The organism is Arthrobacter sp. ATA002, assembly GCF_026898095.1.
Lineage (GTDB): Bacteria > Actinomycetota > Actinomycetes > Actinomycetales > Micrococcaceae > Arthrobacter_B.
This window is the reverse complement of record NZ_CP114015.1, coordinates 3,547,410-3,573,473: the sequence shown is the minus strand read 5'-3', so window position 1 is coordinate 3,573,473 and position 26,064 is coordinate 3,547,410. Positions and strand designations below refer to the sequence as shown.

Annotated in this window: 18 protein-coding genes and 7 pseudogenes; 11 read left to right on the top strand and 14 right to left on the bottom strand. The window is 66.7% G+C overall.

Features of this window, described 5'->3' with window-relative positions; all coding sequences use genetic code 11:
• Window positions 1-4: 4 nt before the first annotated feature.
• Together OL239_RS17590 and OL239_RS17585 are read right to left on the bottom strand one after the other, a co-directional pair.
• The gene (locus OL239_RS17590) at window positions 5-832 is read right to left on the bottom strand and encodes an aldo/keto reductase (RefSeq protein WP_268909974.1); all 828 of its coding nucleotides are present in this window, start codon (window positions 830-832) and stop codon (window positions 5-7) included.
• Between the two features lie 81 nt (window positions 833-913).
• A complete protein-coding gene (locus OL239_RS17585; RefSeq protein WP_268909973.1) occupies window positions 914-2,035 on the bottom strand; it encodes a VIT1/CCC1 transporter family protein in 1,122 nt (373 codons plus the stop codon).
• 276 nt (window positions 2,036-2,311) lie between these two features.
• Between OL239_RS17585 and OL239_RS17580 the strand changes: the two are divergent.
• Both OL239_RS17580 and OL239_RS17575 read left to right on the top strand, forming a co-directional pair.
• Window positions 2,312-4,194, top strand: a pseudogene (locus OL239_RS17580) (long-chain-fatty-acid--CoA ligase).
• Between the two features lie 308 nt (window positions 4,195-4,502).
• Complete coding sequence (locus OL239_RS17575; RefSeq protein ID WP_329609285.1) at window positions 4,503-5,402, top strand: AI-2E family transporter; 900 nt, start codon at window positions 4,503-4,505, stop codon at window positions 5,400-5,402.
• Between the two features lie 4 nt (window positions 5,403-5,406).
• Here the strand turns inward: OL239_RS17575 and OL239_RS17570 are convergent, their stop codons facing one another.
• Entirely contained in the window at window positions 5,407-6,936 is a 1,530-nt protein-coding gene (locus tag OL239_RS17570) for a sodium:solute symporter (RefSeq protein ID WP_268909972.1), read from the bottom strand.
• A gap of 194 nt (window positions 6,937-7,130) precedes the next feature.
• Here OL239_RS17570 and OL239_RS17565 point away from each other — a divergent pair, with 194 nt between their 5' ends.
• Entirely contained in the window at window positions 7,131-7,706 is a 576-nt protein-coding gene (locus OL239_RS17565; RefSeq protein ID WP_268909971.1) for a helix-turn-helix domain-containing protein, read from the top strand.
• Between the two features lie 18 nt (window positions 7,707-7,724).
• Here OL239_RS17565 and OL239_RS17560 read toward each other — a convergent pair.
• Window positions 7,725-9,409 (bottom strand): annotated as a pseudogene (locus OL239_RS17560) (FAD-dependent monooxygenase).
• Between the two features lie 159 nt (window positions 9,410-9,568).
• Between OL239_RS17560 and speB the strand changes: the two are divergent.
• The 4 genes and pseudogenes from speB to OL239_RS17540 all read left to right on the top strand — a co-directional run.
• Window positions 9,569-10,534 (top strand): agmatinase, encoded by a 966-nt coding sequence (gene speB / locus OL239_RS17555; protein ID WP_268909970.1) that lies wholly within the window; start codon window positions 9,569-9,571, stop codon window positions 10,532-10,534.
• A gap of 83 nt (window positions 10,535-10,617) precedes the next feature.
• Window positions 10,618-12,278, top strand: a pseudogene (locus OL239_RS17550) (thiamine pyrophosphate-binding protein).
• A 418-nt stretch (window positions 12,279-12,696) separates the two neighbouring features.
• On the top strand, window positions 12,697-13,191 hold the full coding sequence (locus OL239_RS17545) for a MarR family winged helix-turn-helix transcriptional regulator (protein ID WP_268909969.1): 495 nt from the start codon (window positions 12,697-12,699) through the stop codon (window positions 13,189-13,191).
• Between the two features lie 135 nt (window positions 13,192-13,326).
• Window positions 13,327-14,904: pseudogene (locus OL239_RS17540) on the top strand (MDR family MFS transporter); the annotation flags it as partial.
• A gap of 158 nt (window positions 14,905-15,062) precedes the next feature.
• Here OL239_RS17540 and OL239_RS17535 read toward each other — a convergent pair.
• The 8 genes and pseudogenes from OL239_RS17535 to OL239_RS17510 form a co-directional block, all read right to left on the bottom strand.
• Window positions 15,063-16,046, bottom strand: coding sequence for an FAD-dependent oxidoreductase (locus OL239_RS17535; protein WP_329609421.1), 984 nt, complete (start codon window positions 16,044-16,046; stop codon window positions 15,063-15,065).
• Between the two features lie 98 nt (window positions 16,047-16,144).
• A pseudogene (locus tag OL239_RS19805) lies at window positions 16,145-16,243 on the bottom strand (hypothetical protein); the annotation flags it as partial.
• Complete coding sequence (locus OL239_RS17530; RefSeq protein WP_268911812.1) at window positions 16,240-16,956, bottom strand: class I SAM-dependent methyltransferase; 717 nt, start codon at window positions 16,954-16,956, stop codon at window positions 16,240-16,242. The gene OL239_RS17530 and the pseudogene OL239_RS19805, both read right to left, overlap by 4 nt.
• A 94-nt stretch (window positions 16,957-17,050) precedes the next feature.
• Window positions 17,051-18,292: a type III polyketide synthase gene (locus OL239_RS17525; RefSeq protein WP_268909967.1), complete on the bottom strand. Its 1,242-nt coding sequence runs from the start codon at window positions 18,290-18,292 to the stop codon at window positions 17,051-17,053.
• 94 nt (window positions 18,293-18,386) lie between these two features.
• Window positions 18,387-19,295 (bottom strand): DUF3553 domain-containing protein, encoded by a 909-nt coding sequence (locus OL239_RS19800; RefSeq protein ID WP_329609284.1) that lies wholly within the window; start codon window positions 19,293-19,295, stop codon window positions 18,387-18,389.
• A gap of 341 nt (window positions 19,296-19,636) precedes the next feature.
• Window positions 19,637-20,017: pseudogene (locus tag OL239_RS19795) on the bottom strand (DEAD/DEAH box helicase); the annotation flags it as partial.
• Window positions 19,899-20,993, bottom strand: coding sequence for a cytochrome c oxidase assembly protein (locus OL239_RS17515; RefSeq protein ID WP_329609283.1), 1,095 nt, complete (start codon window positions 20,991-20,993; stop codon window positions 19,899-19,901). The pseudogene OL239_RS19795 and the gene OL239_RS17515, both read right to left, overlap by 119 nt.
• Window positions 20,965-21,441, bottom strand: a complete 477-nt coding sequence (locus OL239_RS17510; RefSeq protein ID WP_268909966.1) for a DUF2243 domain-containing protein — start codon at window positions 21,439-21,441, stop codon at window positions 20,965-20,967. Before OL239_RS17510 ends, OL239_RS17515 begins: the two co-directional genes overlap by 29 nt.
• A 127-nt stretch (window positions 21,442-21,568) precedes the next feature.
• On the opposite strand from OL239_RS17510, the pseudogene OL239_RS17505 reads away from it, so the two are divergent.
• Window positions 21,569-21,864, top strand: a pseudogene (locus OL239_RS17505) (DUF503 domain-containing protein).
• A 9-nt stretch (window positions 21,865-21,873) separates the two neighbouring features.
• Here the strand turns inward: OL239_RS17505 and OL239_RS17500 are convergent.
• On the bottom strand, window positions 21,874-22,338 hold the full coding sequence (locus OL239_RS17500) for a hypothetical protein (protein WP_268909965.1): 465 nt from the start codon (window positions 22,336-22,338) through the stop codon (window positions 21,874-21,876).
• Between the two features lie 162 nt (window positions 22,339-22,500).
• Here OL239_RS17500 and OL239_RS17495 point away from each other — a divergent pair, with 162 nt between their 5' ends.
• The 3 genes from OL239_RS17495 to OL239_RS17485 are packed head-to-tail and all read left to right on the top strand — an operon-like array spanning window position 22,501 to window position 25,697.
• Window positions 22,501-22,998 carry a DUF2975 domain-containing protein gene (locus tag OL239_RS17495; protein ID WP_268909964.1) on the top strand — a complete coding sequence of 166 codons (498 nt, stop codon included), beginning with the start codon at window positions 22,501-22,503 and terminating at the stop codon, window positions 22,996-22,998.
• Entirely contained in the window at window positions 22,998-23,273 is a 276-nt protein-coding gene (locus OL239_RS17490) for a helix-turn-helix domain-containing protein (protein ID WP_268909963.1), read from the top strand. Before OL239_RS17495 ends, OL239_RS17490 begins: the two co-directional genes overlap by 1 nt.
• A 33-nt stretch (window positions 23,274-23,306) precedes the next feature.
• Entirely contained in the window at window positions 23,307-25,697 is a 2,391-nt protein-coding gene (locus OL239_RS17485) for a Tex family protein (protein WP_442864171.1), read from the top strand.
• A gap of 99 nt (window positions 25,698-25,796) precedes the next feature.
• Here the strand turns inward: OL239_RS17485 and OL239_RS17480 are convergent, their stop codons facing one another.
• The gene (locus tag OL239_RS17480; protein ID WP_268909962.1) at window positions 25,797-26,060 is read right to left on the bottom strand and encodes a hypothetical protein; all 264 of its coding nucleotides are present in this window, start codon (window positions 26,058-26,060) and stop codon (window positions 25,797-25,799) included.
• Between the last annotated feature and the right edge of the window lie 4 nt (window positions 26,061-26,064).

The following is a 26,064-nucleotide window of genomic DNA, read 5'->3' as shown; positions in this document are numbered from 1 at the left end:
ACTGCTAGTGGCCGAAGACATCCGAATCCGAAACCGGGGCATCGGTCTCCATGCCGTCCAGGGTCTGCAGGTCCGACGCGTCCAACACGAAGTCGACCACGTCCAGGTTCTCCGCCAAGCGCTGCGGATGAACGGACTTGGGAATAGCAACCAGGCCGGACTGGACGTCCCAGCGGAGCACAATCTGCGCCGGAGTCTTGCCGTATTTTTCGGCGAGAGCCGTAATGCGGGGGTCGGTCAAAAGCCCGCTGCCTGGGCCCAGCGGGCTCCAGGCCTCGGTCACGATGCCAAGACGGGAGTGTGTTTCCCGAACCCCGAGGCGAGGCCGGTACGGATCCAGCTGGACCTGGTTTACCTCCGGAACCAAACCGGCGTCGGCCAGCTGCTGCAGATGCGCGGGTTTGAAATTGGATACTCCGACGGCACGGACCAGGCCCTCATCCTGGAGCACCCGCATGCCCCGGAACGCATCAACGTAGCGGTTCAGTCCGGGATTGGGCCAGTGGATCAGCAGCAGGTCGATGTAATCGGTGCCCAGCCGCTGCAGGGCGGCGTCCGCAGCCCGCCGAACGCCGTCAAAGCTGTGCCATTCCTTGTTGAACTTGGTGGTGATAAAGGCCTGCTCCCGGTCCAGGCCGCTGCGCCGCAGCCCTTCACCGACCCCTTTTTCATTGCGGTAATTTTCCGCTGTGTCGAAATGGCGGTAACCGAGGCTGACGGCGGCGTCGACGGCGCGGGCTGCCTCGTCGTCGTCCATCGGCCAGGTGCCCAGACCGATTTGCGGGATCAATGCGCCGCTGCGCAGCGGCAGGACAGGAGAAAGGATGGTCATGGAAGGTCCTCACGGAAGTAGTCGCGGTTCCTCCGCATCGTTGTCCGGGTCGGACGAAAGTGCAACCCGCCGGTGCCGCGCCTAGGCGACGCCGGTGCCGAACAGCAATCCCAGGACATAGGTGGCAGCTGCGGCACCCAGCCCGATAGCCAGCTGCCGCACCCCGCGCTTCAACGGCGAAGCGCCGGAGAGGAGGCCGACGACGGCGCCGGTCATCAGCAGTGCCAGACTCACCAGGACGCAGGAAATGATGACGGCAGTCAGCCCGGTGAATCCGAAAATGTAGGGCAGGACGGGGATGATCGCGCCGGACGCGAAGAAGCAGAAGCTGGAAACTGCGGCGCCGAGCCCGGTGCCCACACTTTCATGCTCGTCATCTCCATCGACCGTGGCCTCGGGGTTGAGGGAGAAACTGGGGTCGCAGTCGCAGCTGTACAGTCCCATGCGTTCGGCGGCACGGTGCTCGGCGGCCTCCCGGGACATGCCGCGCGCCCGGTAGACCAGGACCAGTTCGTTGGCATCGATGTCCAGGGACTTTGCCGCATCCAGCGTGATCTGTGTGGGGCGGGAGGCCTCCAGCAGTTCCCGCTGGGAACGCACCGATACATATTCGCCGGCACCCATGGACAGCGCCCCGGCCAGCAGGCCGGCCAGGCCGCTGAACAGGATGAATCCGCTGGACACCCCGGTGGCACCGATGCCCATGATCAGGGCGAGGTTTGAAACGAGACCGTCGTTCGCGCCGAAAACGGCTGCCCTGAAGTTGCCGGAGAGCCTGGTCCTGCCCCTGGTCGCAAGGCCGCGCACCACTTCCTCGTGGATCTGCTCGTCCGCGGCCATGGCATTGGTGGCGTTCGGGTCGCTGGCATAGGGGGAACGGCCCTCGGCGCGCTGGGCGAGGGCCAGGACGAAGACCGAACCGAAGCGGCGCGCCAGGAATCCCAGCAGCCGGTTCCGCAGGGACGCTTTGGTCCGCCGGTTCGCGTCGTCACCCAGCAGCTCCCGCCAATGGGCTTCGTGGCGCCCTTCCGCTTCCGCCAGGGCGAGGAGGATGTCGCGTTCCTCCCCGCTGCGGCGTTCGGCCAGGTAGCGGTAGGTGTCGGCTTCGGCGCGTTCATCGGCAAGGTACTGCCGCCAGCGCTTCAGATCGGACGACGACGGGTGCGGACGTTCGGGAAACGCGTCTGCGGGGTGGGGGTTCACAATGCTCCTGGGGAAAAACCGGAGCGGCTGAGGGGTGCTCCGGTCAGCTGGTGGCGAAACTGACCGAAGGTCTCGCTCGCCCGTGCACTGTGCACATTCGGGTGGAATGCCGGGCCACACAGCGGCGGCCAGTATGTCGACAGACCTCGGCCGTCTCCGCAGGTAACCGTGCGCGCCGTGGGCGTTCACTAAGATTGTTTCTGCGGGAGGGCCGGAGCTACTCCCCTTCGAGCTAACAGTGTAGCGGAGATCAGGGTGAATCCCGAGGAAGACAAAATGCAACCAGCAGGAGCCAGCTTTGGTACGGAAACCGGCAGGGCGCGGCATGAGGCGCCCCGGGCAGCGGCTAAAGTCGAGGTCGTGAGTACTTCAGCCTTCTCAGATCCGACCGAGCAGCCACGCCCCTGGACCCGCCATTACGGTGAAGGCGTTCCTGCAGATCTGCGCCTGCCCGAGGGATCCCTGGTGGACATGGTGGAGGAGTCGGTGCGGAGGTTCGGGTCCAAGCCGGCACTGCAGTTCTTCGGAGCGGTCACCAGCTACCAGAGCCTTGGCGAACAAATCCGCCGCGCGGCCACCGGACTTCGGAAGCTCGGCGTGAAAAAAGGCGACCGGGTTGCCCTGGTGCTGCCGAACTGCCCCCAGCACATTGTGGCTTTCTACGCGGCACTGCGGCTGGGCGCCGTCGTGGTGGAACACAATCCGCTGTACACCGACCGGGAGCTGCGGCACCTGTTTGAGGATCACGGGGCCACCGTGGCCATCGTGTGGGACAAGGCAGTGGAGCGGGTGCAGGCGATGCCGGCCGACATTCCGGTGCGCAGCATCATTTCGGTCAACCTGGTGGACAGCATGCCGCTGGGCAACCGAATAGCCCTGAAGCTGCCCGTGCCGGCAGCCCGCAGGGCCCGCAGCGCCCTGACCGTTGCCAAGGCTCCCCGCAGCGGTCTCCGTTCCGTGCTGCCCTGGAAGAAGCTGCTGGACAACCGGCCCCTGCGGCGCCGGCACCCCGCCCCGAGGCTGCCGACCTCGCCGTCATCCAGTACACCAGCGGCACCACGGGCATGCCGAAGGGCGCCATGCTCACCCATGCGAACCTGATGGCCAACGCGGCGCAGGGCCGGGCCTGGGTTCCGGGGCTGCGCCCGGGCAAGGAAACCTTCTACGCGGTGCTGCCGATGTTCCACGCCTACGGGCTGACGTTGTGCCTGACCTTCGCGATGAGTCTGGGCGCCAAACTGGTATTGTTCCCCAAGTTTGATCCGGATATGGTCCTCAAAGCCGCCAAGAAGACCCCGCCCACCTTCCTGCCGGCCGTTCCGCCGATTTACGACCGCATTGTTCAAGGCGCCAAGGAACAGGGCGTTTCGTTGAAGGGCGTCCGGTTCGCGATTTCCGGAGCCATGAACCTCCCCGTCGCCACGGTCAGCGCGTGGGAGGAAGCAACCGGTGGCTACCTGATCGAGGGATACGGGCTGACGGAAACCTCGCCGGTTGCCCTGGGCAATCCCATGGGGCCCACCCGCAAGCCCGGAACCGTCGGTGTTCCGTTCCCGCTGACCGACATCCGCGTGGTGGATCCGGAAGACCCCACAGTGGACCGTCCCCACGGCGAGCAGGGTGAGCTGCTGATCCGCGGCCCCCAGGTGTTCCAGGGATATTGGAACAAGCCGGCGGAAACTCAGGCGGCGCTGCTCGACGGCGGATGGTTCCGGACCGGTGACATCGTCACTGTTGATGACGACCACTTCGTCACGATCCAGGACCGGATCAAGGAACTGATCATCACCGGCGGCTTCAACGTATCGCCGTCGGAAGTGGAGGAAGCGCTGAAGCGCCACGAGAGCATTGCCGACGCCGCCGTCGTCGGCATCGGGAAGGCGGGCGGCGGCGAAGACGTGGTGGCCGCGGTAGTGCTGAAGCAGGATGCACACTTCGATGCCGAGGCCGTCCGAACCTATGTCCGCAACGAACTGGCTGCCTACAAGGTCCCGCGCCGGATTGTGCAGATCCCGGACCTGCCGCGCTCCCTCATCGGCAAGGTCATGCGCCGGCATGTCCGCGATCAGCTCACGGCTCCCGATCCCGCCGGCCCCGGCAGCCGGATTGAAGCCGCTGCCCCGGGGACAAACCCTAAGCTGCGCCCGCTGCCTCAGTAAGTACGCCAAGCTCCAGACCGGTTCCGCCAACAGGAAGACCAGGCTATGTCCAGCACACCGTTACCCGAACAGCGCACGCCGGCTATGGAAACTCCCCGGCGGTACTGGAGCGGCCCGCTGGGCCGAACCGCTCAGCGGGCCGCGCAGATCCTTTTGGTGCTGATTCTGGTCAGCCTGACCGTTTACGGACTGCGGCAGATTACCCTGGTGGTGATCCCCGTACTGCTGGCGCTGATCCTGGCGGCCGCCATTGCCCCGTTCGTGAACTGGCTGCGGCGCGAGGGTGGCCCAGCGCGCTGGCCACGGGTGTGTCCTTCCTGCTGCTGCTCGGCGCCTTCTCCGGCCTCATTACCGGCATTGTCTTTGCCATCCGCAGCGAGTGGAGTTCGCTGGTGGACCAGGCGGTGGAGGGGTTTACGGCCCTCTCCACCCTGGTCCAGGAAGGCCCGATCCCGATCGACACCGAAACCTTCGAGGATGCCCGCGACGCTGTCATCGACTTCGCAACCAGCTCCACCGCCGGCAGCGGCGCCCTCGCCGGAATCGGAGCCGCGACGAACTTCGTGACCGGCTTCATCCTGATGGCAGTGGTGCTGTTTTACTTCCTCAAGGACGGCGACAAAATCTGGGCGTTCTTCCTGCGCTGGTTCCATGGAGAGAACCGGGAAAAGGCGCGTCTGTCGGGTGCCCGGGCCATGGAGGTCCTCGGCGGGTACGTACGCGGAACCGCGATTGTGGCCGCGGTGGATTCCATCTGCATCGGCGCCGCCCTGTTTATCCTGCAGGTTCCGCTGGCGCTGCCGCTGTCAGTGATTGTTTTTGTCGGTTCGTTCATTCCGCTGGTGGGCGCCACGGCTGCCGGCGTCCTCGCCGCCCTGATCGCGCTGGTCGCCAGCGGCCCGCTCGTTGCGCTGATCGTCGTGATCGTGATCATCGCGGTCAACCAGCTGGAAGGGAACTTCCTGCAGCCGGTGGTGATGGGCCGCACGCTGAGCATCCACGCCCTGGTGATCCTGCTGGCCCTGACCGCCGGAACAATCCTGGCCGGCATCATCGGCGCAATCCTCTCGGTTCCCATCGCGGCCGTGTCCTGGGCCATCATCAAAGTGTGGATTGGAGAGGACGACGGCGATGCCGAGGAGGTTGCCGAACTCCCCGAACCGGAAGAATCGGAAGCCAGCGACACCGCTGACGCAGACAGGGCCTGAGGCCTCAGCTCACGGGAGCCGGCACGGTATCGGTGTCGGTGCCGCGGCCGGCGACTCGGTCTTCCCAGGCCAGCATCACGGCGGCGTCGGTGCGGGGGGTGAGCAGCGAGCCGATGACGTAGGCCGCGGCCGAGGCCAGCAGTCCGAAGTAGATGGGCTCGTTGGCGTAGATCCCGTCGTACTGCTGTTCGGCGGTAAGTTCCAGGAAGGCCATGGTTCCCAGCGTCACCGCGGTGCCGGCGGCCATCGAGAATGCGGCCCCAAATCCGGTGCCGCGCTTCCAAACGAGCCCGCCGAGGATACTCACCAGCAAACCGCCCACCAGGATGTCGTAGGAGATCGTCAGGGCAGCCACCACGTCCTGCACCGCGATGGCCAGGCCAATGGCGACCAGCCCCAGCCCCAGGACCCAGGCCCGGTTCTGGGCCACGGCGTGCTCCGGATTTTCCGCGGTGTCCTGTCCGGAGGTGTTTTCCCGGCCGGCAGCGCTGCGTTCCCGGAACCAGCCGGCCACAAAGGGTACGACGTCGGTGCGGGCCACGGTTGCTGCGGCGATCAGTGCACCGGATGCGGTGGACATCATGGCCGCCACGGCCGCAGCCAGGACGAGGCCGCCAAGTCCCACGGGAAGAATGCTGATGGCAACGTCGGCGTAGACGTCGTCCTTGGACGCCACGTTCGGCAGCACCACGGCCGCAGCCATGCCGATCAGCGCGCCGGCGACGCCGTACAGGATGCAGTAAATGCCCGCTGCGGTGCCGCCCCAGCGGGCGATCAGCGGAGTTCGAGCCGTGAAGACGCGCTGCCAGATGTCCTGGCCGATCAGCAGCCCGAGTGTGTACACCACGAAGTAGGTGATGATGCTCTGCGCCCCGATGCCGGTGATGCTGAAGAACTCAGTGCCCACCCGCTCACGGATGCCGTCCAAACCGCCGGCTGCGTTGAAGGTGAAGGGCAGCATCAGGGCAAAAACGCCGATGGTCTTGATGATGAACTGAACCATGTCCGCCAGGGTGATCGACCACATGCCGCCGATGGTTGAGTAAACCAGGACGACGGCGCCGCCCACGGCGATCGCCGCCCAGCGTTCCCAGCCGAAGAGGACCACGAAGATGGTGGCGTAGGCGCCGGTCGACGTCGCGCACAACATTAGTGTGTAGGCCAGCATGACGATGGATGAAGCCTGGGTGGAACGGGTACCGTAGCGCAGCGTCAACATTTGCGAAACGGTGTAGATTTTCAGCTTCTGAAGGGTGGACGCAAACAGCAGGCTTAAGAGCAGCACACCGGCTCCGATCGCCACCACCAGCCACATGCCCGAGATGCCGTACGTGTAGCCGAGCCCGACGCCGCCCACGGTGGACGCCCCGCCGAGCACCACCGCGGCCATGGTGCCGGTGTAAAAGAGGGGTCCGAGCCGTCTGCCCGCCACCAGATAGTCACTGACATTCCTGGTGCGGGACTTGCCCCACCAGCCAAAGGCAAGCATCGCCACCAGGTAGGCCACCACAATGACGGTATTGACGTGTTCCATGAGAATCCTGCCGTTGCCGGATGCGGGTTGTGTGCCCACAAGTAAACAATTGTTTTCCCGTAGGCTAATTCAGCGGGGTGCCACCGTCAATGGTTACTGTCTCCGCAACCGTTTTTTGGCGGCGCTGGATATGCTCTGAAAAGGTTATTTTCGACTTCGCGGCTGTAAAGCCGCACTGAGAGGACAATTTCGTCATGAAGGCCTTGCCTGTAGAGCCCTCCAACGCTCCGGTGGCCATTGGCCCCAGGATCCGGCTGGCACGGCAGGCACGCCGGATGACCATTGAGCAGGTGGCCGCGGCCACCGGACTGACCAAAGGTTTCCTGAGCCGAGTGGAGCGCGACCTGACCTCGCCGTCGGTGGCGTCACTGCTGACGCTCTGCCAGGTCCTGTCCATCTCGATCGGAGATCTCTTCACGGCGCCGGCCACTGAACTTACCCGGTGGGTTGATGCCCCCTCAGTGAACCTGGGCGGGACGGGAATCACCGAGCGGCTGGTCACTCCCCGGACGGAGCGCCGCGTACAGGTGATCCGGGCCGTCATTGCTCCCGGCGGCTCCGGGGAGTCGGAGCTGTACTCGGTGGACTGCGATGTTGAAGTCCTTCACGTGGCACGCGGCCGCTTTGTCCTGATCTTCGCCGGAGGGTCGATGGAGCTGGCGGAAGGCGATACCGTCACCTTTCCCGGCCAGGAAGCGCACTCATGGCACAACCCAACCGCCGAAGAGGCCGTGGTCCTGTGGACCCTGGTCAGCCCTTCGGCCAGCTAGGTCAACCAGGCCGGAAAACTATGCCGGTTGGTGAACCGCGGCCGAAGTAGTGATGCGGTTCAGGTAATCCACGGCGCCGGCGACGTCGGTGCCGGAGGAGCGGAAGCCAATGTGTCCGTCCGGGCGGACCACCAGCAGTTCCGGGCGGCGGACGCTCAGGCCAAGGCGCTCGAAAGCCAGTCCGCTGATGTCGGAGATCTCGTTCGGGCTTGTTTCCGCCAGCCGGCTGCCCACGTTCAGCCGCTGCACGCTCAGCCACGGTGACAGGCGTCCGAGGGCATCGTGCAGCCGAAGCTGGGTGTCTGCGGGCCAGCCGCGCCCGCACAGGAGGACGTGGAATCCCGGAGTTGCGAGGATGTCGTGCAGGCGCATTTCCCTGCCGCGGTCAACGACCACGGCATCAGGCAGCCGGTCTCCGGCCTTCGGGCCGCTGGTCAGGAAGGCCGGCAGCCCGGCCGCGCCGGTATCCACCATGTCGCTGCCGCGGTACGCGGTGTCCAGCTGGGAAACCGTCCGCAGCAGGCGGGTGCGAAGTGCCTTTGAGCCGGACGCCTTTGGTGCGATGGCCGGCAGGAGCTTGGTGCGGGGCAGCTTCAGCAGTCCGCTGCGGCTGGACGCCAGCTTGAAGACGCGGTCGGTGAAGTGCAGGATGCCCTGCCCCACGGGGCGCCGTTCCGCGTCGTAGCTGTCCACCAGCTCGTCCGAGGCCAGGCCGCGGGCACCCAGGGCGAGTTTCCAGCCCAGGTTCAGGGCGTCCTGGATCCCGGTGTTCATTCCCTGCGCGGCCACGGGGAGTGGACGTGCGCAGCATCGCCGGCGAGGAAGACGGAACCAAACTGGTAGTACTCGGCAATCTGGTGGGAGAGCTTGAAGGTGCTGATCCACTGCGGATCCTTCAGCTGGAGAGCGCCGCCGGTGAACTTGTCCGCCATCGTCTGCAGCGATCCGAGGGTCGCCTCCGAGGTGTCGCCCTGTTCCTTCATGCCGATCAACCGCCAGGTGGCGGGGCTGCCAAGCGGGAACAGCATCATGAAGCCGTCGTCGTTGAGGTAGGCATGGATGGTGTTCGGTTCCGCGCCGGCGGCTTCGACATCGGCCAGCACATAGGTGCCGGGATATCCGCTGCCGCGCCAGCCCATGCCCATCTTGGCGCGTACGGTGCTGTGCGCGCCGTCGGCACCGACCACATAGCGGGCTCGGACGCGCTCGATGCCCCGGTCCATGCGCTGAATTTTGGCTTCCATCCCGGCGAACGGATCCTCGGGGTCCAGCCGGTCCAGCTCCTGCAGTTCGGTGCCGCGTTCCACCCGGACTCCCCGGGCGCTCAGATAGGAAACCAGGGCACGCTCGGTCTCGGCCTGTGAGAGGAAGAGCAGGTGCTGGTATTCGGAGTCTTCAATGCCGGCGTCGGAGAGGTCAACAGGGATGGTCTGCTCGGGCAGATGCAGGTGAAGCCCGCGTGCCGGGTGGCCGGCTGCGGCCAGGCTGGCGCTCACGCCGAACGGCCGCAGCGCTTCGAGCGTCCGAGGCTGCAGTGCAAGCGCCCGGGAGTGTTCGGAGCGGTCCATCTGCCGGTCAATGATGCGGAAACTTGTGCCGAAACTGCTCAATTGGGCCGCCAGGGCCAGCCCTGTGGGTCCCGCGCCCACGATCAGGACGTCGACGTCGTAGTTATTGTCCGCACTGTGCTGATGAGCCGCCATAGTCACAGCCTAGTCTTGACCTGAGCCCCGGTTCCACTTTAGCCTCAGGGGAAACACTTGATGCCTATAAGACAACGCGTCCGGGGTGCCGCCGAGTCGGCGCCGCGGATGCCACGGGTTCCGCCGGTCGTCGTCGGGACCGGAACTGGAGAAGTCACCATGCAGAATCCGCCGCGCATCCACTCCAACGGCAACGTCGGACCCATCAATGCCGCGCTGGTGCCCCGCTACGCAGGCCCGGCCACCTATGCACGGCTTCCGCGCCTGGACGAGGTGCAGCACGCGGATGTGGCAGTAGTCGGGGTTCCCTTCGACACAGGAGTGTCGTTCCGCCCCGGGGCCCGTTTCGGCGCCAACCACGTGCGTGAAGCCTCCCGCCTGCTGCGCCCGTACAACCCGGCACAGGACGCCTCACCGTTCGAAAACCTGCAGGTCGCGGACGCCGGTGACATGGCGGTCAACCCCTTTAACATCAACGAGGCCATCGAGACCATCCAGGAAAATGCCCTGGACCTTACCAAGACGGGCGCCAAACTGCTCACCTTGGGCGGAGATCACACGATCGCGCTTCCGTTGCTGCGCGCCGCCGCCGAACGGGCCGGGCAGCCCGTGGCCATGCTGCACTTTGATGCCCATTTAGACACCTGGGACAGCTACTTCGGTGCCGAATACACGCACGGCACACCGTTCCGCCGGGCCGTGGAGGAGGGCATTTTGGACACGGAGGCCATTTCCCATGTCGGAACCCGCGGACCGCTCTACGGTAAGCGCGATCTGGAAGACGACCGGCGCTTTGGCTTCGGGATCGTCACATCCTCAGACGTGTTCCGGCAGGGCGTGGACGAAGTAGTGGCCAAGCTCCGGGACCGGATCGGCAACCGGCCGCTGTACATCTCGGTGGACATCGATGTCCTGGATCCGGCCCACGCGCCGGGAACCGGGACCCCCGAAGCCGGCGGCATGACCAGCCGCGAACTGCTGGAGATCCTGCGCGGAATGCGCGGACTGAACCTGGTGGGTGCCGACGTCGTTGAGGTCGCCCCGGCATACGACCATGCCGACATCACCGCGGTGGCCGCCTCCCACGTCGCCTATGACCTGATCACCCTGATGGGGCTGCCGTAATGAGCGCGGCAGGCCGACCCGAAGCGTCACCCGGTGGAATGCCGGCGCACAGCATCCGGGACGAGGCAACCGCCACCGCAGCCATGCCGGAGGCCGGAGCCGCGGTGCGCAACGGCGGGGACCTGGTGATCGAAACACTGTCAGCGCTCGGCGCCACCACCGTGTTCGGGATTCCCGGGCAGCATGCCCTGGGGCTCTTCGATGCGCTTTCCCGCTCCAACCTGCGGTTCGTATCTTCACGGGTGGAAAACAACTCAGCCTTTGCGGCCGACGGATTCTCCCGTGCCACCGGCCACGTGGGGGTGCTGTTCCTCTCCACGGGCCCCGGCGCCCTGACTGCGTTGTCCGGGCTGCAGGAGGCCTACGCCACGGGCGTGCCGATGGTGGTGGTGGCCAGCCAAATCCCCATCGAAGGCCTGGGTGCACGCCGCCGCGGAATGCTGCACCAACTGGATGACCAGAAGGCCTCGGCGGCCAACGTCACCAAGAGCCAGCGGTTGATCCAGCACGCGTCCGGCATCCCGTCGGCCATCCAGGACGCGTGGACGGAGGCGATCTCCTCACCGATGGGACCGGTGTGGTTGGAAGTGCCGCAAAACGTCCTGCTGAACCCAACCATGGTGCCGGCGGTCGAAGATGCACTGGCTGAACCCTTTGACAACCCGCCCCGCACCGAGCTGGTCAAGGAAGCAGTTCGCTGGCTCGCCGCCGCGGAACGGCCTGCGGTCATCGCCGGCGGCGGCACACGCCGCGGCGGGGCGGAGGAGGACCTGCTGGCGCTCGCCGAGCAGCTGCGCGCGCCGGTCATCTGCACCCCCGGAGGCAACGGCGCCTTCCCCTGGAACCATGAGCTGTCCCTGCAGTCGTGGATAGAGGACCGCCACACCACCGAGGTCCTGGAAGATGCCGATGTGCTGCTCGTGATCGGATCCTCGCTGGGCGAAGTCACCTCCAACTACTTCACCCTGAAGCCCCGCGGCCGGATCATCCAGATCGACGCCGAACCGCGGGTGCTGGAGTCCAACCAGCCCGCCCTGGGCATCCGGGCCGACGCCGGGCAGGCCCTCGCCGCCCTGGACCGGGCGCTGGCTGAAGCCCTTGGTGCCGCGCCCCGCAGGAGCCGGACTGGCACGGGCAAACCCGGAGCAGGTGGTGGCCGCCACCCTGGCAAGGTCTCCGCCCGGCTGGACGGCCAGGATCTTGGGATGGAACGGGCTTTCATGGCGGACATCCGCGCCGCCGTCCCCGCCGGCATGCAGACCTACTGGGACATGACCATTTCCGCTTATTGGGCCTGGAGCTGCTGGGACGCCAAATCCGGCCAGTTCCATTCCGCGCAGGGCGCCGGCGGCCTGGGTTATGGCTATCCCGGCGCTATCGGCGGTGCCGTCGGGCTGGGGGAGCGGGTGCTGGCCGTTTCCGGTGACGGGTCAGCCATGTATTCGATTGCCGAACTGGCCACCGCACGGCAGCACAACCTGCCCGTTACCTGGCTGATTGTCGATGACGGCGGTTACGGGATCCTGCGGGAGTACATGGCCGAGGCCTTTGGCAAGGCAACGGCTACGGAACTTGCCGGCCCGGACTTCGTCAAGCTGGCCGAGTCCTTTGGCGTACCGGCGCGGCGGACTGGGCCGGAGGAATTCGCCGGGTGCTGGCAGAATCCCTGGCTGCTGAGGGCCCTAACGTGGTGGTGGTGGAGGCAACACTTGGACTGTTTGCTCCCACGCATCTGGCACTGTAATCCCGGCGGCCTAACCCTGCGACGGCAACCTCCCAGCGGTGTTGCCCGCTAGTTTTCCGGGCCGTCCGCCTGCAGCCGGCGGATGTAGAAGCAATCCGGGAATCGGGTGGCCGCAGCCGGCCAGCCGTCCCTGGCCGAGGGCATCGGACGGGCGGAGAGCACTGAGATGCGGTTGACCTCTCATGGCCGGTTGTCCTGCTGGAGCACATGTTCACCGTGCAGGGACCGGATGAGCCGCCCGCCCCGCAGGCAAGGCGGCCTTGCCTCCGTCCATGGGTGCAAGGTTGCCTTGCCAAGCTCGCCCACGCGCCATGTGTCTTGGTGCACGGAAACTATTTTGCTTATTTGGTTGACTCAGGCAAGTACTGTAACTATCGTTGCCTGAGGCAAACAACAAATGCTTTCAGACAGGTGTTTCGTGGCAGTAAACCAGCAGACCGCTGAAGAACTCATTACCGAAGTGTTCCGGCTGCAGCGGGAGCTTCGGTGCGTCGCCCAGCGCAGTACGGATCCGCGCGGCCCGGGTACCGCTTTGCAGGCGGTGCTGCGGCTGATCGGCGAACAGCCGGAGATTCGGGCCACTGAACTGGCGCAAAAGCTCGGAATCGGAGCAGCAGGACTGAGCCGGCACATTTCCGAACTCGTGGACATGGGGTACGTGTGCCGCCGGCCCCATCCGGAGGACGGTCGTGCCTACCTAATCAGTCTTACCCCGGCCGGCAGCCGGGCGGTGGCCGAAGAAATGCGCCGCCGTTCAGCGCTGCTGCAGGAAATGCTTGCCGACTGGACCAACGAGGAAGCATCGCTGGCCAGCGGCTCCCTGGCCAAGCTCACCGAAACGCTGCATACATCCATCCGCGCAATGAAGCCGGGTACCCACCAACCGCCCATCCCGGCAGGAGAAAAGAACTAAGTGACAGAGCCGCAAAGATCCATCGCCGCAGAGAATACCGGCGCCTCCGGACAGGACGAAGAAGCCGGAAAGGCCGGCAAGGCCGGCGGAAACTCCAAGCTCCGGAAGAACGGCAAGACCGCCCGCCAGGCCCAGGTGCCCGGAGAGATGAGCCACCGGCAAATTCTGCAGGCGCTGACCGGGCTGCTCGCTGCCCTGTTCACGGCCATGCTGAGCACCACCATCGTGGCCAACGCGCTGCCGACGATCATGGCGGACCTGCACGGCACCCAGACCGACTTCGCCTGGGTCGTGACCGCGGCGCTGCTGGCCAACGCCGTCTCCACGCCCATTTGGGGCAAGCTTGCCGACCTGTTCAGCAAGAAACTCCTCGTCCAGCTGAGCATCATCATCTTCGTCATCGGTTCCGTGGTGGCCGGGCTTGCCGACAATATGCCGGTCCTGCTCACCGCGCGGGTCATTCAGGGCCTGGGCATGGGCGGGCTGACCGCCCTGGTGCAGGCCGTCATCGGCTCGATCATTCCGCCGCGTGAACGCGGCCGGTACTCCGGCTACATGGGCGCAGTCATGGCTGTGGCCACGGCCGGCGGCCCGCTGCTGGGCGGCTTCATCGTGGACAGCCCGCTGGGCTGGCGCTGGACCTTCTTCCTCTGCGTGCCGCTGGCAGTGGTCGCGCTGTTCCTGCTGCAGGTCACCCTGCGCCTGCCGCACACCAAGCGCCGCGTCAGCATCGACTGGCTGGGGTCAATCCTGCTCACCGCCGGCGTATCCCTGCTGCTGATCTGGGTCTCGTTTGCCGGCAAGGACGGCTACTACGAATGGATGTCCTGGCAGACCGCCGCCATGGTTGGGACGAGCATCGTGCTTCTGGCTCTTTTGGTCCTGGTGGAATCCAAGGTCCGTGAACCCATCATTCCGCTGAAGATCATCCGCGAACGCACCACTGCCCTGTCGATCGTGGCATCGGTTGCCGTCGGCATCGCCATGTTCGGTTCCACCACCTTCCTGGGCCAGTACTTTCAAATTGCCCGGGGCTACAGCCCCACCGAGGCCGGACTGCTGATGCTCCCAATGATCGCGGGCAACCTGATGGGTTCCGTGGGCTCCGGTCAGCTGATCAGCCGGTTCGGCAAGTGGAAGCGGTTCCTGATCGCCGGCACAGTCATGGTCATCGCCGGCACCGGACTGGCCGGAACCATGGACCACGAAACCGACATGCTCCTAGTCAGCCTCTACATCTTCGTGCTCGGCCTGGGCATGGGCCTGCTCATGCAGAACCTCGTCCTCGCCGTCCAGAACACGGTCAAGGTTTCCGAAGTGGGATCGGCCAGCGCCTCCATTGCGTTCTTCCGCACCGTTGGCGGCGCCGTGGGCGTATCCGTCCTGGGCGCCGTCATGTCCACCACGGTCAGCAGCCGGGCCGCTGACGGCATGCGTGCCGCCAACATTCCGGTGTCCGACGGCGGAGCCGGCGACTCGCTGGACATCGGCGGACTGCCCGGGGCCGTTCAGGGCATCTTCCGTGCCGCGTACGGTGACGCCACGGCCACGATCTTCCAGATCGCCGCCGTCATCTCCGTGATCGCGCTGGTTGCGGTGCTCTTCATCAAGGAGCAGGTGCTGCGCCGCACGCTCGACATCCAGCCGGCCGCCAAGACGCCGGCAGAGCCCGGCCTTCCCGGCGGATCCGGCCTGGTGCCGTCGGGTGCATCGTCCGCGGCTCCTGCCCCAACCGCTGCCCGCAACGGCAGGTCCGGCCCCGGGCACTGATCCTGGCTGCTCCGGGCACGTCGGGCCCCGCACGCTGATGCCGCCGCTCCGGCCCGGCCCCTCGCGGTGGCCGGAGCGTTTAACGCCTGTGTGCGGGTCCGTTACTGCATGGTGAACCGCCGGGCCACCAGATGACCGACGGCCGGCACCCGGAAAAGCCCGGACAGGCCGGCGTTGCGGACCGCGAGCAGGCGGGGCGGCAGCGGCCGTCCCAGCGCCATATTCAGCTGCGCCTGAAGAGATGCGACTCCGGCGGCCCGGCGGCGGTCCCGCCCAAAAGCCGCCAGGGCAGCACCGACGTCGTGTCCGTCCAGTGACGCTCCAATAATCGGGGCGAGGGCGGCGGCGTCCAGCCAGCCGAGATTCATGCCCTGCCCGCCGATGGGGCTGACCTCGTGGGCGGCATCGCCAATGAGCACCGTCCGGCCGCGGACCAGGTCCCGGGCCAGCCCGGTGCGGACCGAAAAGGCACTGAGCATGGTGTTGGACCGTGGATCCGGACGGACCCCGGTCCGCTCGAACACCAGCGCCGAAAGGTCTTCCGCCGTGGCTCCGGACAAGAGGGTGTCAGTGTGGGCGACCCAGCGCCGAATACCGCCGGGCAGCGGAAAGGACTCCACGATGCCTCCGGACTCCAGATACAGCACGCCCACCGGGCCGTCGCCGGTGGTGTCAGCGAAGTCGCCCATCAGGTAGGTGTCCGGCAGATCGCGGGTCCGGCATGGTGTTCCCAGCAGCCGGCGCAGAGGAGACCGTGCGCCGTCGGCCGCCACCGTAATCCGGGCCGAAGTCTCAAATTCCTGGCCGGCGGGGCCGGCGGTGCCGTGCAGCCGGACCCGGCCGCCGTCGTCGTGCAGGCTGTCCACTTTCGCTCCCCGCACCAACGCGTGCGGATCCAGGTCCCGGAGCCGGGTTTCCAGGATGGCTTCGGTCCGCAGCTGCGGCAGGGTCAGGACGTAGGGAAACCGTGCGGAGGCAGCGGAAAAATCCACCGCTGCCACAGGCCGCCCGTTGCTGCGGGCCTCACCCCGGCGGATCTGCACCCCTTCCCCGCTGATAGCTTCCGCAACCCCGGCGGATGCCAGCGCCTCCAGCGCCGGGGGATGGATGCCAATAGCCCGCGAATGAGCGGACCTTGGCCGCGCTGTTCCAGCACCTGCACACTCACCCCGGCCTGGGCCAGCAGCACCGCGAGGAAAACGCCCACCGGTCCGCCGCCCACCACCGCCACATCGGCCGCGGCCCGGGGCACGACGGCGGGAGGCAGCGTTAGCGCCGTCATCGGCCGGTTCCGTCCGCCGCCCGCATCAGCAGGTTCTGCCAGGGATGGTGCTGCCGGCACTGCCAGCCGGCAGGGGCGGCGGCAAGTTCCGCCGCGGTATAGCTGCGGCGGATGGAGGTGAGCCCGTCCTTCCGGATAAAACTGCCCGGAAAAAACGGCAGGGTTCCGGCGGAGAACAGAGCATACCCCCAGCGGCTGCGCTCGATATCGCTGTGCAGGCTCAAGCGGCTGCCCAGCGCCTCCGAGTCGGCGAGCAGCGCCGCGAACTCCCCGCCGGTGAGATGGTGCAGGACATGGTTGGAGATCACGACATCGTATGTGCGGCCTTCGGCGACAAGCTCCGAGCTGAACGCCCGGCGGAAGCTCAGTCCCTCCACGGCCGGGCGCGATGAGGCGAACGCATGTGCCCGCGGATCGGGATCGATTCCGGTGATGTCCAGGCGCAGGCCGTCCCGGCGCGCCCAGCGGGCCAGCATGCGCGGTACGTCACCGCCGCCCGAACCAATGTCCAGCAGCGTGTTGAGGCGCCCGGAAGTGAACCTCGGGCGCAGGTAGCGGACGTAGTTGCGCCGCCAGCCCGACACCACCGAATTGATGAGCCAGAACTGGGCGTAGGTCCGCCGCAGCTTCTCCGGATCACAGTCGGGGCGGTCCATTTCCTCCACCGCCGATGGATCCCGTTCCGCCAGGGACCGAAGGTGCGGGGGCGTCAGCCGCCGCGCCACCGGTCCCTGCGGCAGGGAACCGGATGTTTCAGGGAGGGCACGGTGGAGCCCTGCAGTCCCGGTTCCATTGAGGGGTCCCTGCTCACACGCCCGCCGGTGCAGGCACCGCATCCGGCTCCGGTGCCCGGACCGTTCCGTGGTCCGTGGACTGTTCCACAGCCCGGCCCCCGGCGCTCTCGGCGCCCGGAGCCGCCGGTCCGCCCACGCGGGTGAAGAGCCCGGTCTCCACAGTCAGGCCGGGACCGAACGCCATGGAACAAATGCGCTCATTACCGCCCCGGAAAGGCTGGTCCATGATGTGCTTGAGGACGAACATCACCGTCGCGCTGGACATGTTGCCCCAGGTGCGCAGCGTTTCGCGGGCGGGAACCAGCTGTTCGGCGCTCAGGTCGAGCTTGGCCTCGACTTTATCCAGGATGCTGCGGCCGCCTGGGTGGATCGCCCAGTGTTCAATGTCGTTGTACGCCATTTGGGCCACTGACGGATCGTGCGCCAGCAGGGGTTCGAGGGCGCCCACAATGTGGTCGTCGATAATGTGCGGAACATAGGTGCCCAGCACCATTTCGAAGCCCTCATCCCCGATGTTCCATGCCATGGACTCTTCGCCCACCGGCGTCAGGACGGTTTCGAAGTGGTCGAGCTGGATTCCGGGGGCGTTTCCGGGCAGGTCCCGAGCAGTGATGACCGCTGCGGCGGCGCCGTCGGCGAAGAGGGAGGAACCCATGATGGTGTCCGGGTCATTGGACGTGCGGACGTGCAGGGAGCAGAGTTCGGCGCTGACGACCAGGACGACGGCGCTGGGGTCGGCATCGCAGAAGGCTTTCGCCGCCCGCATCGCCGGGAAGGCCGCGTAGCAGCCCATGAACCCGAGATGGAACCGCTGCACCGAGGCATTCAGGCCCAGTGCGCGCACAACCTTGTAATCCGGGCCGGGATTGAAAAACCCCGTGCAGGAAACAGTGATCACATGGGTGATGTCTGCGGGATCGATTCCCTCGCAGGCATCAACTGCTTTCCGAGCCGATTCGATGAAAAGCTTGGTCGCTTCCGTTGCAAAGATGTCGTTTCGGGTTTTTGTGCTGGGACTGAGCATGTTGCCGGATTCGGCGTCGAAGAATACGGGATTATCCGAGCGGTAGGAGAGGGAAAGCTCCGCCAGGGAGGTGCGCCGGGTGTCGATGGCAGCCGAATCGAAACAGGTCCGAACGAGCCTTTGTCCCAGTCTGGTAAGACCGGGCTGGGCCCCAAAAACATCCCGTGCTTCGGTTTGTACCAGCACGGTGGGCGGAACAGCAATTTCAAGGGATTTGATGGTAACCGTCATAGTCCATTCTTAGGGGAATGTTCTGTAGGACACAATGGCGGGGTCCGCTGCGAACTACCCGGCGGTCCTGCCGCCGTTGCCGGCGCAGCCGGCTTCAGTCCCGGGAATTCCTCGCTCCGTCCCCTTGATGCGCAGTGAACGGACGCGGGTATACCGCCGTACCTGGAGCACCATCAGCAGCTCCGGCAGGCTTGAGCAGAACCTTTTCCAGCACCACGTCCAGCGAGAGTGTCTTGTAGCCCGCACTTTCGAACAACACGGTGACGGTTCCGTCGTCGTAGCTCATCACCATACCGGGGCCCCACTCGCTGTGGACCACCGGTGACTGGAGCGGGAAAGGCTGTGCCCCGGGAGCCTGGCCGGCGGCAGGTTCCTCCGCGGCGGCGTCATCCTGCGCGGCGCCCTTCTCGCAGTTGTCGCAGTTGCCGCAGGGCTCCACCAGCTGCTCGCCGAAATAGCCCAGCAGGAAGTGCCGCCGGCAGCCGGTGGTCTCAGCGTATTGGCGGGCCATGTCCACCCGCGACTGGTCAATATGCTCGCGCTGTTCGGCGAAGGCCAAGGCGGCTTCAACGGCCTCTCCGGGGTTCATCGTCCCCGCCCGGTAAATCCCCTGTTCCTCCGCCGCGGCACCCGATTCCCGGAGCAGATTGAGCAGCCCGCCCAGCTTCCGGGAGCTCAGGCCCAGCTCGGTGCGCAGCTCCGCGGCGGTGGCTCCGCCGTCGTGCGTCCGCAGTACTGCCAGCAGCTGCTGCAGGCCATCCGCATCCGGGGTCTTGCTGGCGAAAAACCGGCGAAGCCCCAGATCCTCCGGACGGTAGTGCAGGATGGCCCGGGCAGGCTCGCCGTCCCGCCCGCCGCGGCCAATCTCCTGGTAGTAGCTGTCGATGGAGTCGGGGATGGCGCCGTGGACCACAAACCGGACATTCGGCTTGTCGATCCCCATGCCGAAGGCGCTGGTGGCAGCCACCACGTCCACCTCGTCGTCGAGGAATTTTTGGTGCACGTCCCGGCGGTCCTTGCCCGCCGGGACGAATGATACGGCGCGGCGCGCAGGCCCCGTTCTGCCAGCCCGGCTGCATAGTCTTCGGTCTCGCGCCGGGTTGCGGCATACAGCAGCCCCGGCCCGGCCAGTTCCGGCACCGTGTCCAGGACAGCGCGGCGTTTGTTCGCTGCCGATACGTGCATTTGCACAGCCAAATGCAGGTTGGGGCGGTCGAACCCGTGGGCCAGCACCAATGGATCCCGCAGATTCAGCGAGGCGACGATGTCGCTGCGCACCGGGGGCGCGGCAGTGGCTGTCAGGGCGAGGACGGGCCGGCCGAGGGCCTGGACCAGGGCGCCGAGCTGTAAGTAATCGGGTCTGAAGCCGTGCCCCCAGGACGAGACACAGTGCGCTTCGTCGATGACAAGGAGTGAAACGTCCAGAGCCGCGAGCCGGTCCGCGACTTCCTCCCGTGCGAGCTGCTCGGGGGCCAGGAACAGGAACTTGGCGCGCACCGCTTCATCAGGATTTTCCGCCGCCGCCCAGGCAGCGTCAAGGGAGCTCTGGGCCTGCGTGGAGTTCAGGACATGGGCGCGGATCCTGCCGGCGGCTTCATTGATGGCGTCAGCCTGGTCGCGCTGCAGGGCTATCAGCGGGGACACGACCAGCGCAACACCGGGCAGTGTCAGCGCCGGCACCTGGTAGATGCCCGATTTTCCATATCCGGTGGGCATGACGCACAGCACGTTCCGGCCGCCGGCCACGGCTTCCATTGCCTCCAGCTGTCCGTCCCGGAAGGTGTCCCAGCCGAAGATGTCGGCGGCGGTCTGCAGTAAGTCCCGGCGTGTAATGGTCATTGAACCCCGTCCTCGTGCCGGCGGCCCTCCCGCGGCCGCAAGTGCTAAGCCTGCTTGTGATACAGCGGGGAGTGGTACTCCCGCGCGGCCGGGCAGAGATGTACCACTGGCGGCACAGGAGGATCACGAGCGCCAGCTCCACGCCGCCGCCGCCGTAGTAGAGGATGAGCGCACCGGTTTCCCCGGCCGCCCGGGGAACGCCCGGCGGCGGATCGGCGTAGAGGGTCTTGGCCAGAATATTGTGGGCGGCTGTCGCACCGATGAGGACCGCGGCGCGGAAATAAAAGCCCGCCCGGTGCGGCATGGGATCCCGGCCCACCAGGACCGCCGTATAGAGGTAGCCGGCGGCGGCCAAGTGGAAGGTCACCAGCCAATGGACGGGCTGGGAATCCTGCATGGCAGTGAAGAGCCCGGTGCGGAACATCACGAGCATGCCGCCGATGTTCAGCACGGCCGCCGTGACCGGAAACGTCAGAATCCGCAGCGGCCGGCTGCGCAGTATCCGGGCCAGCCGGCGGGCCGGCACCACGTCCAGGGTCCGCAGCGCCAGCGACACCGGGCGGGACAGCACCAGCAGGAGCGGGCCCAGCATTCCGGCGAGAATGTGGGCAGCTGCCAGGACGGCAAAATCCGCATGGCTTCCAGCCGCCAGCGGGTCCAGCACGGTCGCCAGGACGGCGCCCACCCCGGCGGTGAACAGGAGCGCGCGGTGGACCGGCCAGCCGCGGGACCGGGAGGACAGGGTCCCGGCCCAGTACGCCGCAACAGCTGCAACAGCGGGAATCAGGAACAGCAGTTCAGCGCCAAATGCTCCGGCGCCGTGGTCGTGCACCTTAGCTGCCGGCGGCCGCGGCCGTGTCATGCCGGGTGCGGTGGAGCAGCACTGCGCCGGCGAGGATCATCAATGCCGCACTGGCATTCCACAGCAGGTCATACGGCAACAGCGGAACGTCATAGCGGATCTGATGCAGGCCCATGAGTTTATGCTGGACGGTTCCGTCATAGAGCTGGAAAGCACCGGTGCCCAGCAGGATGGCTCCGGCCCAGCGGGCGGGCAGCAGCATGGAACGCCGGCGAAGGTCGGCAAAAAGGAAGAGTCCCGCCACCACCGCAAACCAGCCAAAGGCATGGAAGAGACCGTCGGAAAAGAGTCCGGCGGCGGTGGTGGACTTGTCGTAGAAGTGGTGCCACTGCAGCAGCTGATGAAAGATGACCTCGTCCACGAAGGCGGCGATTCCGATGCCCACCAGAACTCCGGAGAGGACATTGCGGCGGCGCGGACGGACGGGGGATGTTCGGGACGAGCTCATGCAGAGAAGATAGCACTGCCGCTGCAGCCGCTGCACGGCGGGCCGGGCATCATCAGCGCCCCGGCCGTGCTGCATCCCCCGGGCGGCGCAGCTGGCGCGCCACGCAGCGGTGTACCACCATGGGGCCATGTGGATGGGAGTTATTGAATTCGACCTGCTTCTGGGGACGTGCATTCGCTCAAGGGAAAACGCTCCGTCATACGCCCGGTCCTTGCCGAGGTGCGGCGCAAATATGACGTGTCCGCCGCGGAAACGGGCCAGCCGGACCTGCACCGCCGGGCGGAGATTGGTGTGGGGCTGGTGTCAGCCTCCGGTGCGCATATCACTGAGGTGCTTGACGCCGTCGAACGGCTGGTGGCCGCCCGTCCGGAGGCGGAGCTTCTCAGTACCCGCAGGCGCGTGTTGAACGTCGATGATTGGTGATCCGCCCGGCTACAGCTCGGACCTGGGTGTGGGCTGCGGAAGCGTGCGGGATTTGCGGACGCCCCGGATGATGAGCAGCGCTGCAGCGGATGCCAGCCCGGTCTGCAGCATTTGGGGAGCCAGATAGCCGAAGTTGCGCAGCTGTATGGCCAGGGGAGGCCGCTCGGGCTCCACCTGTCTGCCGGTTTCCGGATCGAAGGTGGTCATGCCGTAGCTGTTGGCCATCGGGTCTTCCAGGGCACCGCCGAGCCACAGCAGTCCGATTCCGATCAGGATCCCGGTGAGTATCCAGGCCGCCCGAAACGGCTGCTGATGCCGCCGCTCCCGGGAATCGGTCCCTGCCGCGCCGCCGGCCCCGGGCCTGGCCTCCGCTTCGGAGTACTGCCCGCTGCCGGGGTTCGGCCCGCCCGTTTCACGGATTTGTACGCCCTCGCTCCAGTCCCGGCGTGGTGCGGCACTTCTCTTCTCATCCATGGTGGCACCCTAGCCCGTGGCGGGTGGCCGGCGCGGCGACCCACCGGGATCTGGGGGCGCAGTTGGCATCTGCAGCCGCAGGGTCTTGTGGTTGCTCTCGATTATCGATAACTTTTTCCTGTTGCTCAACCGGAAGAGGTCCGCCATGTGGAAGTCAGTGTCATGGGAAAGCTGACGATCCTGGCGCTGCGCATCGTGCTGGCGGTGGTGCTGGCCGGAACGCTGTTTGCGCAGGCCGTCATGGTGCCGCTGCTCGCCGTCGATCTGGCCGAGGCGGGTCCGGACGCCGACGCCGTGCGGGTTCCGGTCATCGTGCTGGTCGTCCTGGGCATCATCGCGGTGCAGGTTGTCCTGGTGTGCGTATGGTGCCTGCTCACCATGGTGCGCCGGGGAACAGTCTTCTCACCGGCAGCCTTCCGCTATGTCGACGTTGTGACCGGCGCCGTAGCCGCCGGTTCCCTGGTCGTGTTCGGCCTGGGCGCGGTGTTGGCACCGGGGGAAGACATAGCTCCGGGCGTCGTCTTGCTGATTGGCGGGCTGGGCGTGGCGGTCGCAGGCGTGGCCCTGATTGTCCTGGTGCTGAGGGCCCTGCTCGCCCAGGCGGTGGCCAGGGACGCGGAAGCCACCCATCTGCGCACTGAGCTGGATGAAGTGATCTGATGCCGATCATCGTGGACATTGATGTCATGGTCGCCAAGCGCAAGATGCCGGTGGGTGTGCTGGCTGAACGGATTGGAATCACTCCGGCCAACCTGGCGGTCCTGAAGAACGGCCGTGCCAAGGCGGTCCGCTTCACCACGCTCGCGGCGCTGTGCGAAGTGCTGGAATGCCAGCCCGGCGATTTGCTGCGCTGGGAGCCCGACGGGCCCGGCGACGAGGAGGAGGGCGGCGCGGATGCCGATCGCAGTGCCGCCCGGGGTGCGGGCAGCAGTTGACCGGACCCACGGGAGGTAGGGAACAATGGCCGGGTGAGTCTTCCCCCGGCGCAGCCCGCAGAACCAACGTCCGAATCAAAGTCCCCGGCCAAAACCTCCCCGGCAAAATCCTCCCCGAAAACGGCCGCCCCGGCCACGGCCCGTATCTGCACCGTGATCGCGGCAGAACTCGAAGTGGCAGTGTGGCAGGTGCGTGCCGCCGTGGACTTGCTGGACAGCGGTTCCACCGTGCCCTTCATTGCCCGCTACCGCAAGGAGGCCACCGGAACGCTCGACGATACGCAGCTGCGCGAACTGGATGAGCGGCTGCGGTACCTGCGCGAGCTGGAGGAACGGCGGACGGCGGTCCGGGAAGCCGTCGCGGCCCAGGGCAAACTCACCCCGGCGCTGGACGCCGCCCTCCATGCCGCCGATACCAAGTCCCGGCTCGAGGACATTTACCTGCCCTACAAGGCCAAACGCCGGACGAAGGCCCAGACAGCCCGCGAAGCAGGCCTGGAGCCGCTGGCCGAAGCGCTGCTGGCCAACCCACTGCTGGAACCGGAGCATGCAGCCGCCGGTTACCTGACCGGCGCCGTTCCGGATGCCGTTGAAGCGCTCGCCGGAGCACGCGCCATCCTGATCGAGCGTGCAGGGCAGGATGCCGACCTGCTCACCGAACAGCGCGAGCGGCTGTGGAAACAGGGCCGGATGCGGTCCCGGGTGAAAGCCGGCAAGGAGGCCGAAGGCCAGAAGTTCGCCGACTACTTTGACTTTGCGCAATCACCGTCGGGGATGCCGTCGCACCGGGTCCTGGCCCTGCTGCGTGGTGAGAAGGAAGGCATCCTGGAGCTGAACCTGGCAGAGGCCGATCCGGCGGACACCGCAGCACTTGCCGCCGCCCGGCAAAAATATGAGCGGGCAGTGGCCGCCAGCCTGGGGGTGGCTGGCCGCGGCCGCCCCGCCGACGCATGGCTGCTCCAAACAGCACAGCTTGCCTGGCGCCGGATCCTGGCCAAGCTCTCCATCGATCTTCGGGTGCGTCTGTTCACGTCGGCCGAAGCAGAGGCGGTCCGGGTTTTCGCGGCCAACCTGCGCGATGTCCTGCTGGCCGCCCCCGCCGGAAACCGGGCGACGCTGGGCTTGGACCCGGGCCTGCGCACCGGGGTAAAAGTTGCGGTCGTGGACGGCACCGGGCAGGCAGTTGCCACTGACACCGTTTACCCGCATGCTCCGGTCCGCAAGTGGGATGATGCGCTGTCCCGGCTGGCTGCGCTGGTGCAGCAGCACGGGGTGGAGCTGATCGCGATCGGCAACGGCACGGCATCACGCGAAACCGACAAGCTGGCCACCGAGCTGATCCGGCTCCTGCCGCAGGCCGGACTGCAGAAGCTCGTGGTGTCCGAAGCCGGTGCCTCGGTGTACTCCGCGTCCGCCCTGGCCGCTGCCGAACTGCCGGGAATGGACGTCTCGCTGCGCGGGGCGGTGTCCATCGCCCGGCGGCTGCAGGATCCGCTCGCCGAGCTGGTCAAAATCGATCCGAAGTCGATCGGCGTGGGCCAATACCAGCACGACGTCGGAGCGGCCAAGCTGGAGCGCTCGCTGAACGCGGTAATTGAGGACTGCGTCAATGCCGTGGGGGTCGACGTCAATACCGCGTCGCCGGCGCTGCTCACCCGGGTCGCCGGGGTTGGACCGCTGCTGAGTGAAAACATCGTCGCGTACCGCAACGAACACGGCCCCTTCGCCCGGCGGACCGACCTGGAAAAAGTGCCCCGGCTTGGCGCCAAGGCGTTCGAGCAGTGCGCCGGCTTCCTGCGGGTCACCGCCGGGTCGGAGCCGCTGGACGCATCGAGCGTTCACCCGGAGTCCTACGGCACCGCGCGCCGGATCCTGGCCGCCGCCGGCACCACGATGAGCCCGGCCGGTGCAGCACTGGACAGTTTGGATCCGTCTGCGTTCGTGGATGAGTCGGCGGGACTGCCCACGATCCTGGACATCGTGGCCGAACTGCGCAAGCCCGGCCGTGATCCGCGTCCGGCGTTCCGCACGGCTGCCTTTTCCGACGGGGTTGAAAAGATCACCGACCTCCGTCCTGGCATGGTGCTCGACGGCGTGGTCACCAACGTGGCTGCCTTTGGCGCCTTCGTGGATGTGGGCGTGCATCAGGACGGACTGGTGCATATCTCCGCCATGTCCAGCACGTTCATTTCCGACCCGCACGACATCGTCAAGTCCGGGCAGGTGGTCAAGGTCAAGGTGCTGGAGGCCGACCCGTACCGCAAGCGCATCTCCCTGACGCTTCGCCTCGACGACGACGCGGCGGCCGGATCCCGGGACCGCGCGGGCCGCGCGGGCCGCGCGGACCGCGCCCGCCGCGGGTTGGAAAAGGGACACCGCCCGCGGCGGTACGGGCAAAGGCGCAGCGCCGGAGCGCAGCACTAAGGCGGGCACTCCGGCGTCGGGCACCAACCGCCGCCGGCAGGATGCCGCCCCGCCGGCACAGGGGGCAATGGCGGAAGCACTGCGGCGGGCCGGACTGGCTTAACCGTCGGCGGACTCGGCGCTGTTGAGGGCGTCCTCGGGTGCGGAGTTCCGGTCCCCGGCGGAACCTGGACCATCTGTCCGGCCGGAATGGCCGGCGGGCACGGTTCCGCCCGGGGCCGTGCCCTGGGCGTCGCGGATGTTGTCGGCGCTGGTACCGGAAGAGCCGGGCCGGCGCGGGTCGGAGGTGGGTTCGGGCTGTGGGGCGCTGGGCCCCAGCGGGTCCTCGCCGTTGTTGGCGGGGCCGGTGGGTTCAGTGGTCATGTGG

Bases quoted from the DNA above. Each gene is read 5' to 3' on its own strand.
- OL239_RS17490 (WP_268909963.1), top strand. From the start codon at position 22,998: ATGCCGATCATCGTGGACATTGATGTCATGGTCGCCAAGCGCAAGATG.
- OL239_RS17525 (WP_268909967.1), bottom strand. From the start codon at position 18,292: ATGACGGTTACCATCAAATCCCTTGAAATTGCTGTTCCGCCCACCGTG.
- OL239_RS17515 (WP_329609283.1), bottom strand. From the start codon at position 20,993: ATGACACGGCCGCGGCCGCCGGCAGCTAAGGTGCACGACCACGGCGCC.
- OL239_RS17495 (WP_268909964.1), top strand. From the start codon at position 22,501: ATGGGAAAGCTGACGATCCTGGCGCTGCGCATCGTGCTGGCGGTGGTG.
- OL239_RS17590 (WP_268909974.1), bottom strand. From the start codon at position 832: ATGACCATCCTTTCTCCTGTCCTGCCGCTGCGCAGCGGCGCATTGATC.
- OL239_RS17500 (WP_268909965.1), bottom strand. From the start codon at position 22,338: ATGGATGAGAAGAGAAGTGCCGCACCACGCCGGGACTGGAGCGAGGGC.
- OL239_RS17570 (WP_268909972.1), bottom strand. From the start codon at position 6,936: ATGGAACACGTCAATACCGTCATTGTGGTGGCCTACCTGGTGGCGATG.
- OL239_RS17565 (WP_268909971.1), top strand. From the start codon at position 7,131: ATGAAGGCCTTGCCTGTAGAGCCCTCCAACGCTCCGGTGGCCATTGGC.
- speB (WP_268909970.1), top strand. From the start codon at position 9,569: ATGCAGAATCCGCCGCGCATCCACTCCAACGGCAACGTCGGACCCATC.
- OL239_RS17480 (WP_268909962.1), bottom strand. From the start codon at position 26,060: ATGACCACTGAACCCACCGGCCCCGCCAACAACGGCGAGGACCCGCTG.
- OL239_RS17510 (WP_268909966.1), bottom strand. From the start codon at position 21,441: ATGAGCTCGTCCCGAACATCCCCCGTCCGTCCGCGCCGCCGCAATGTC.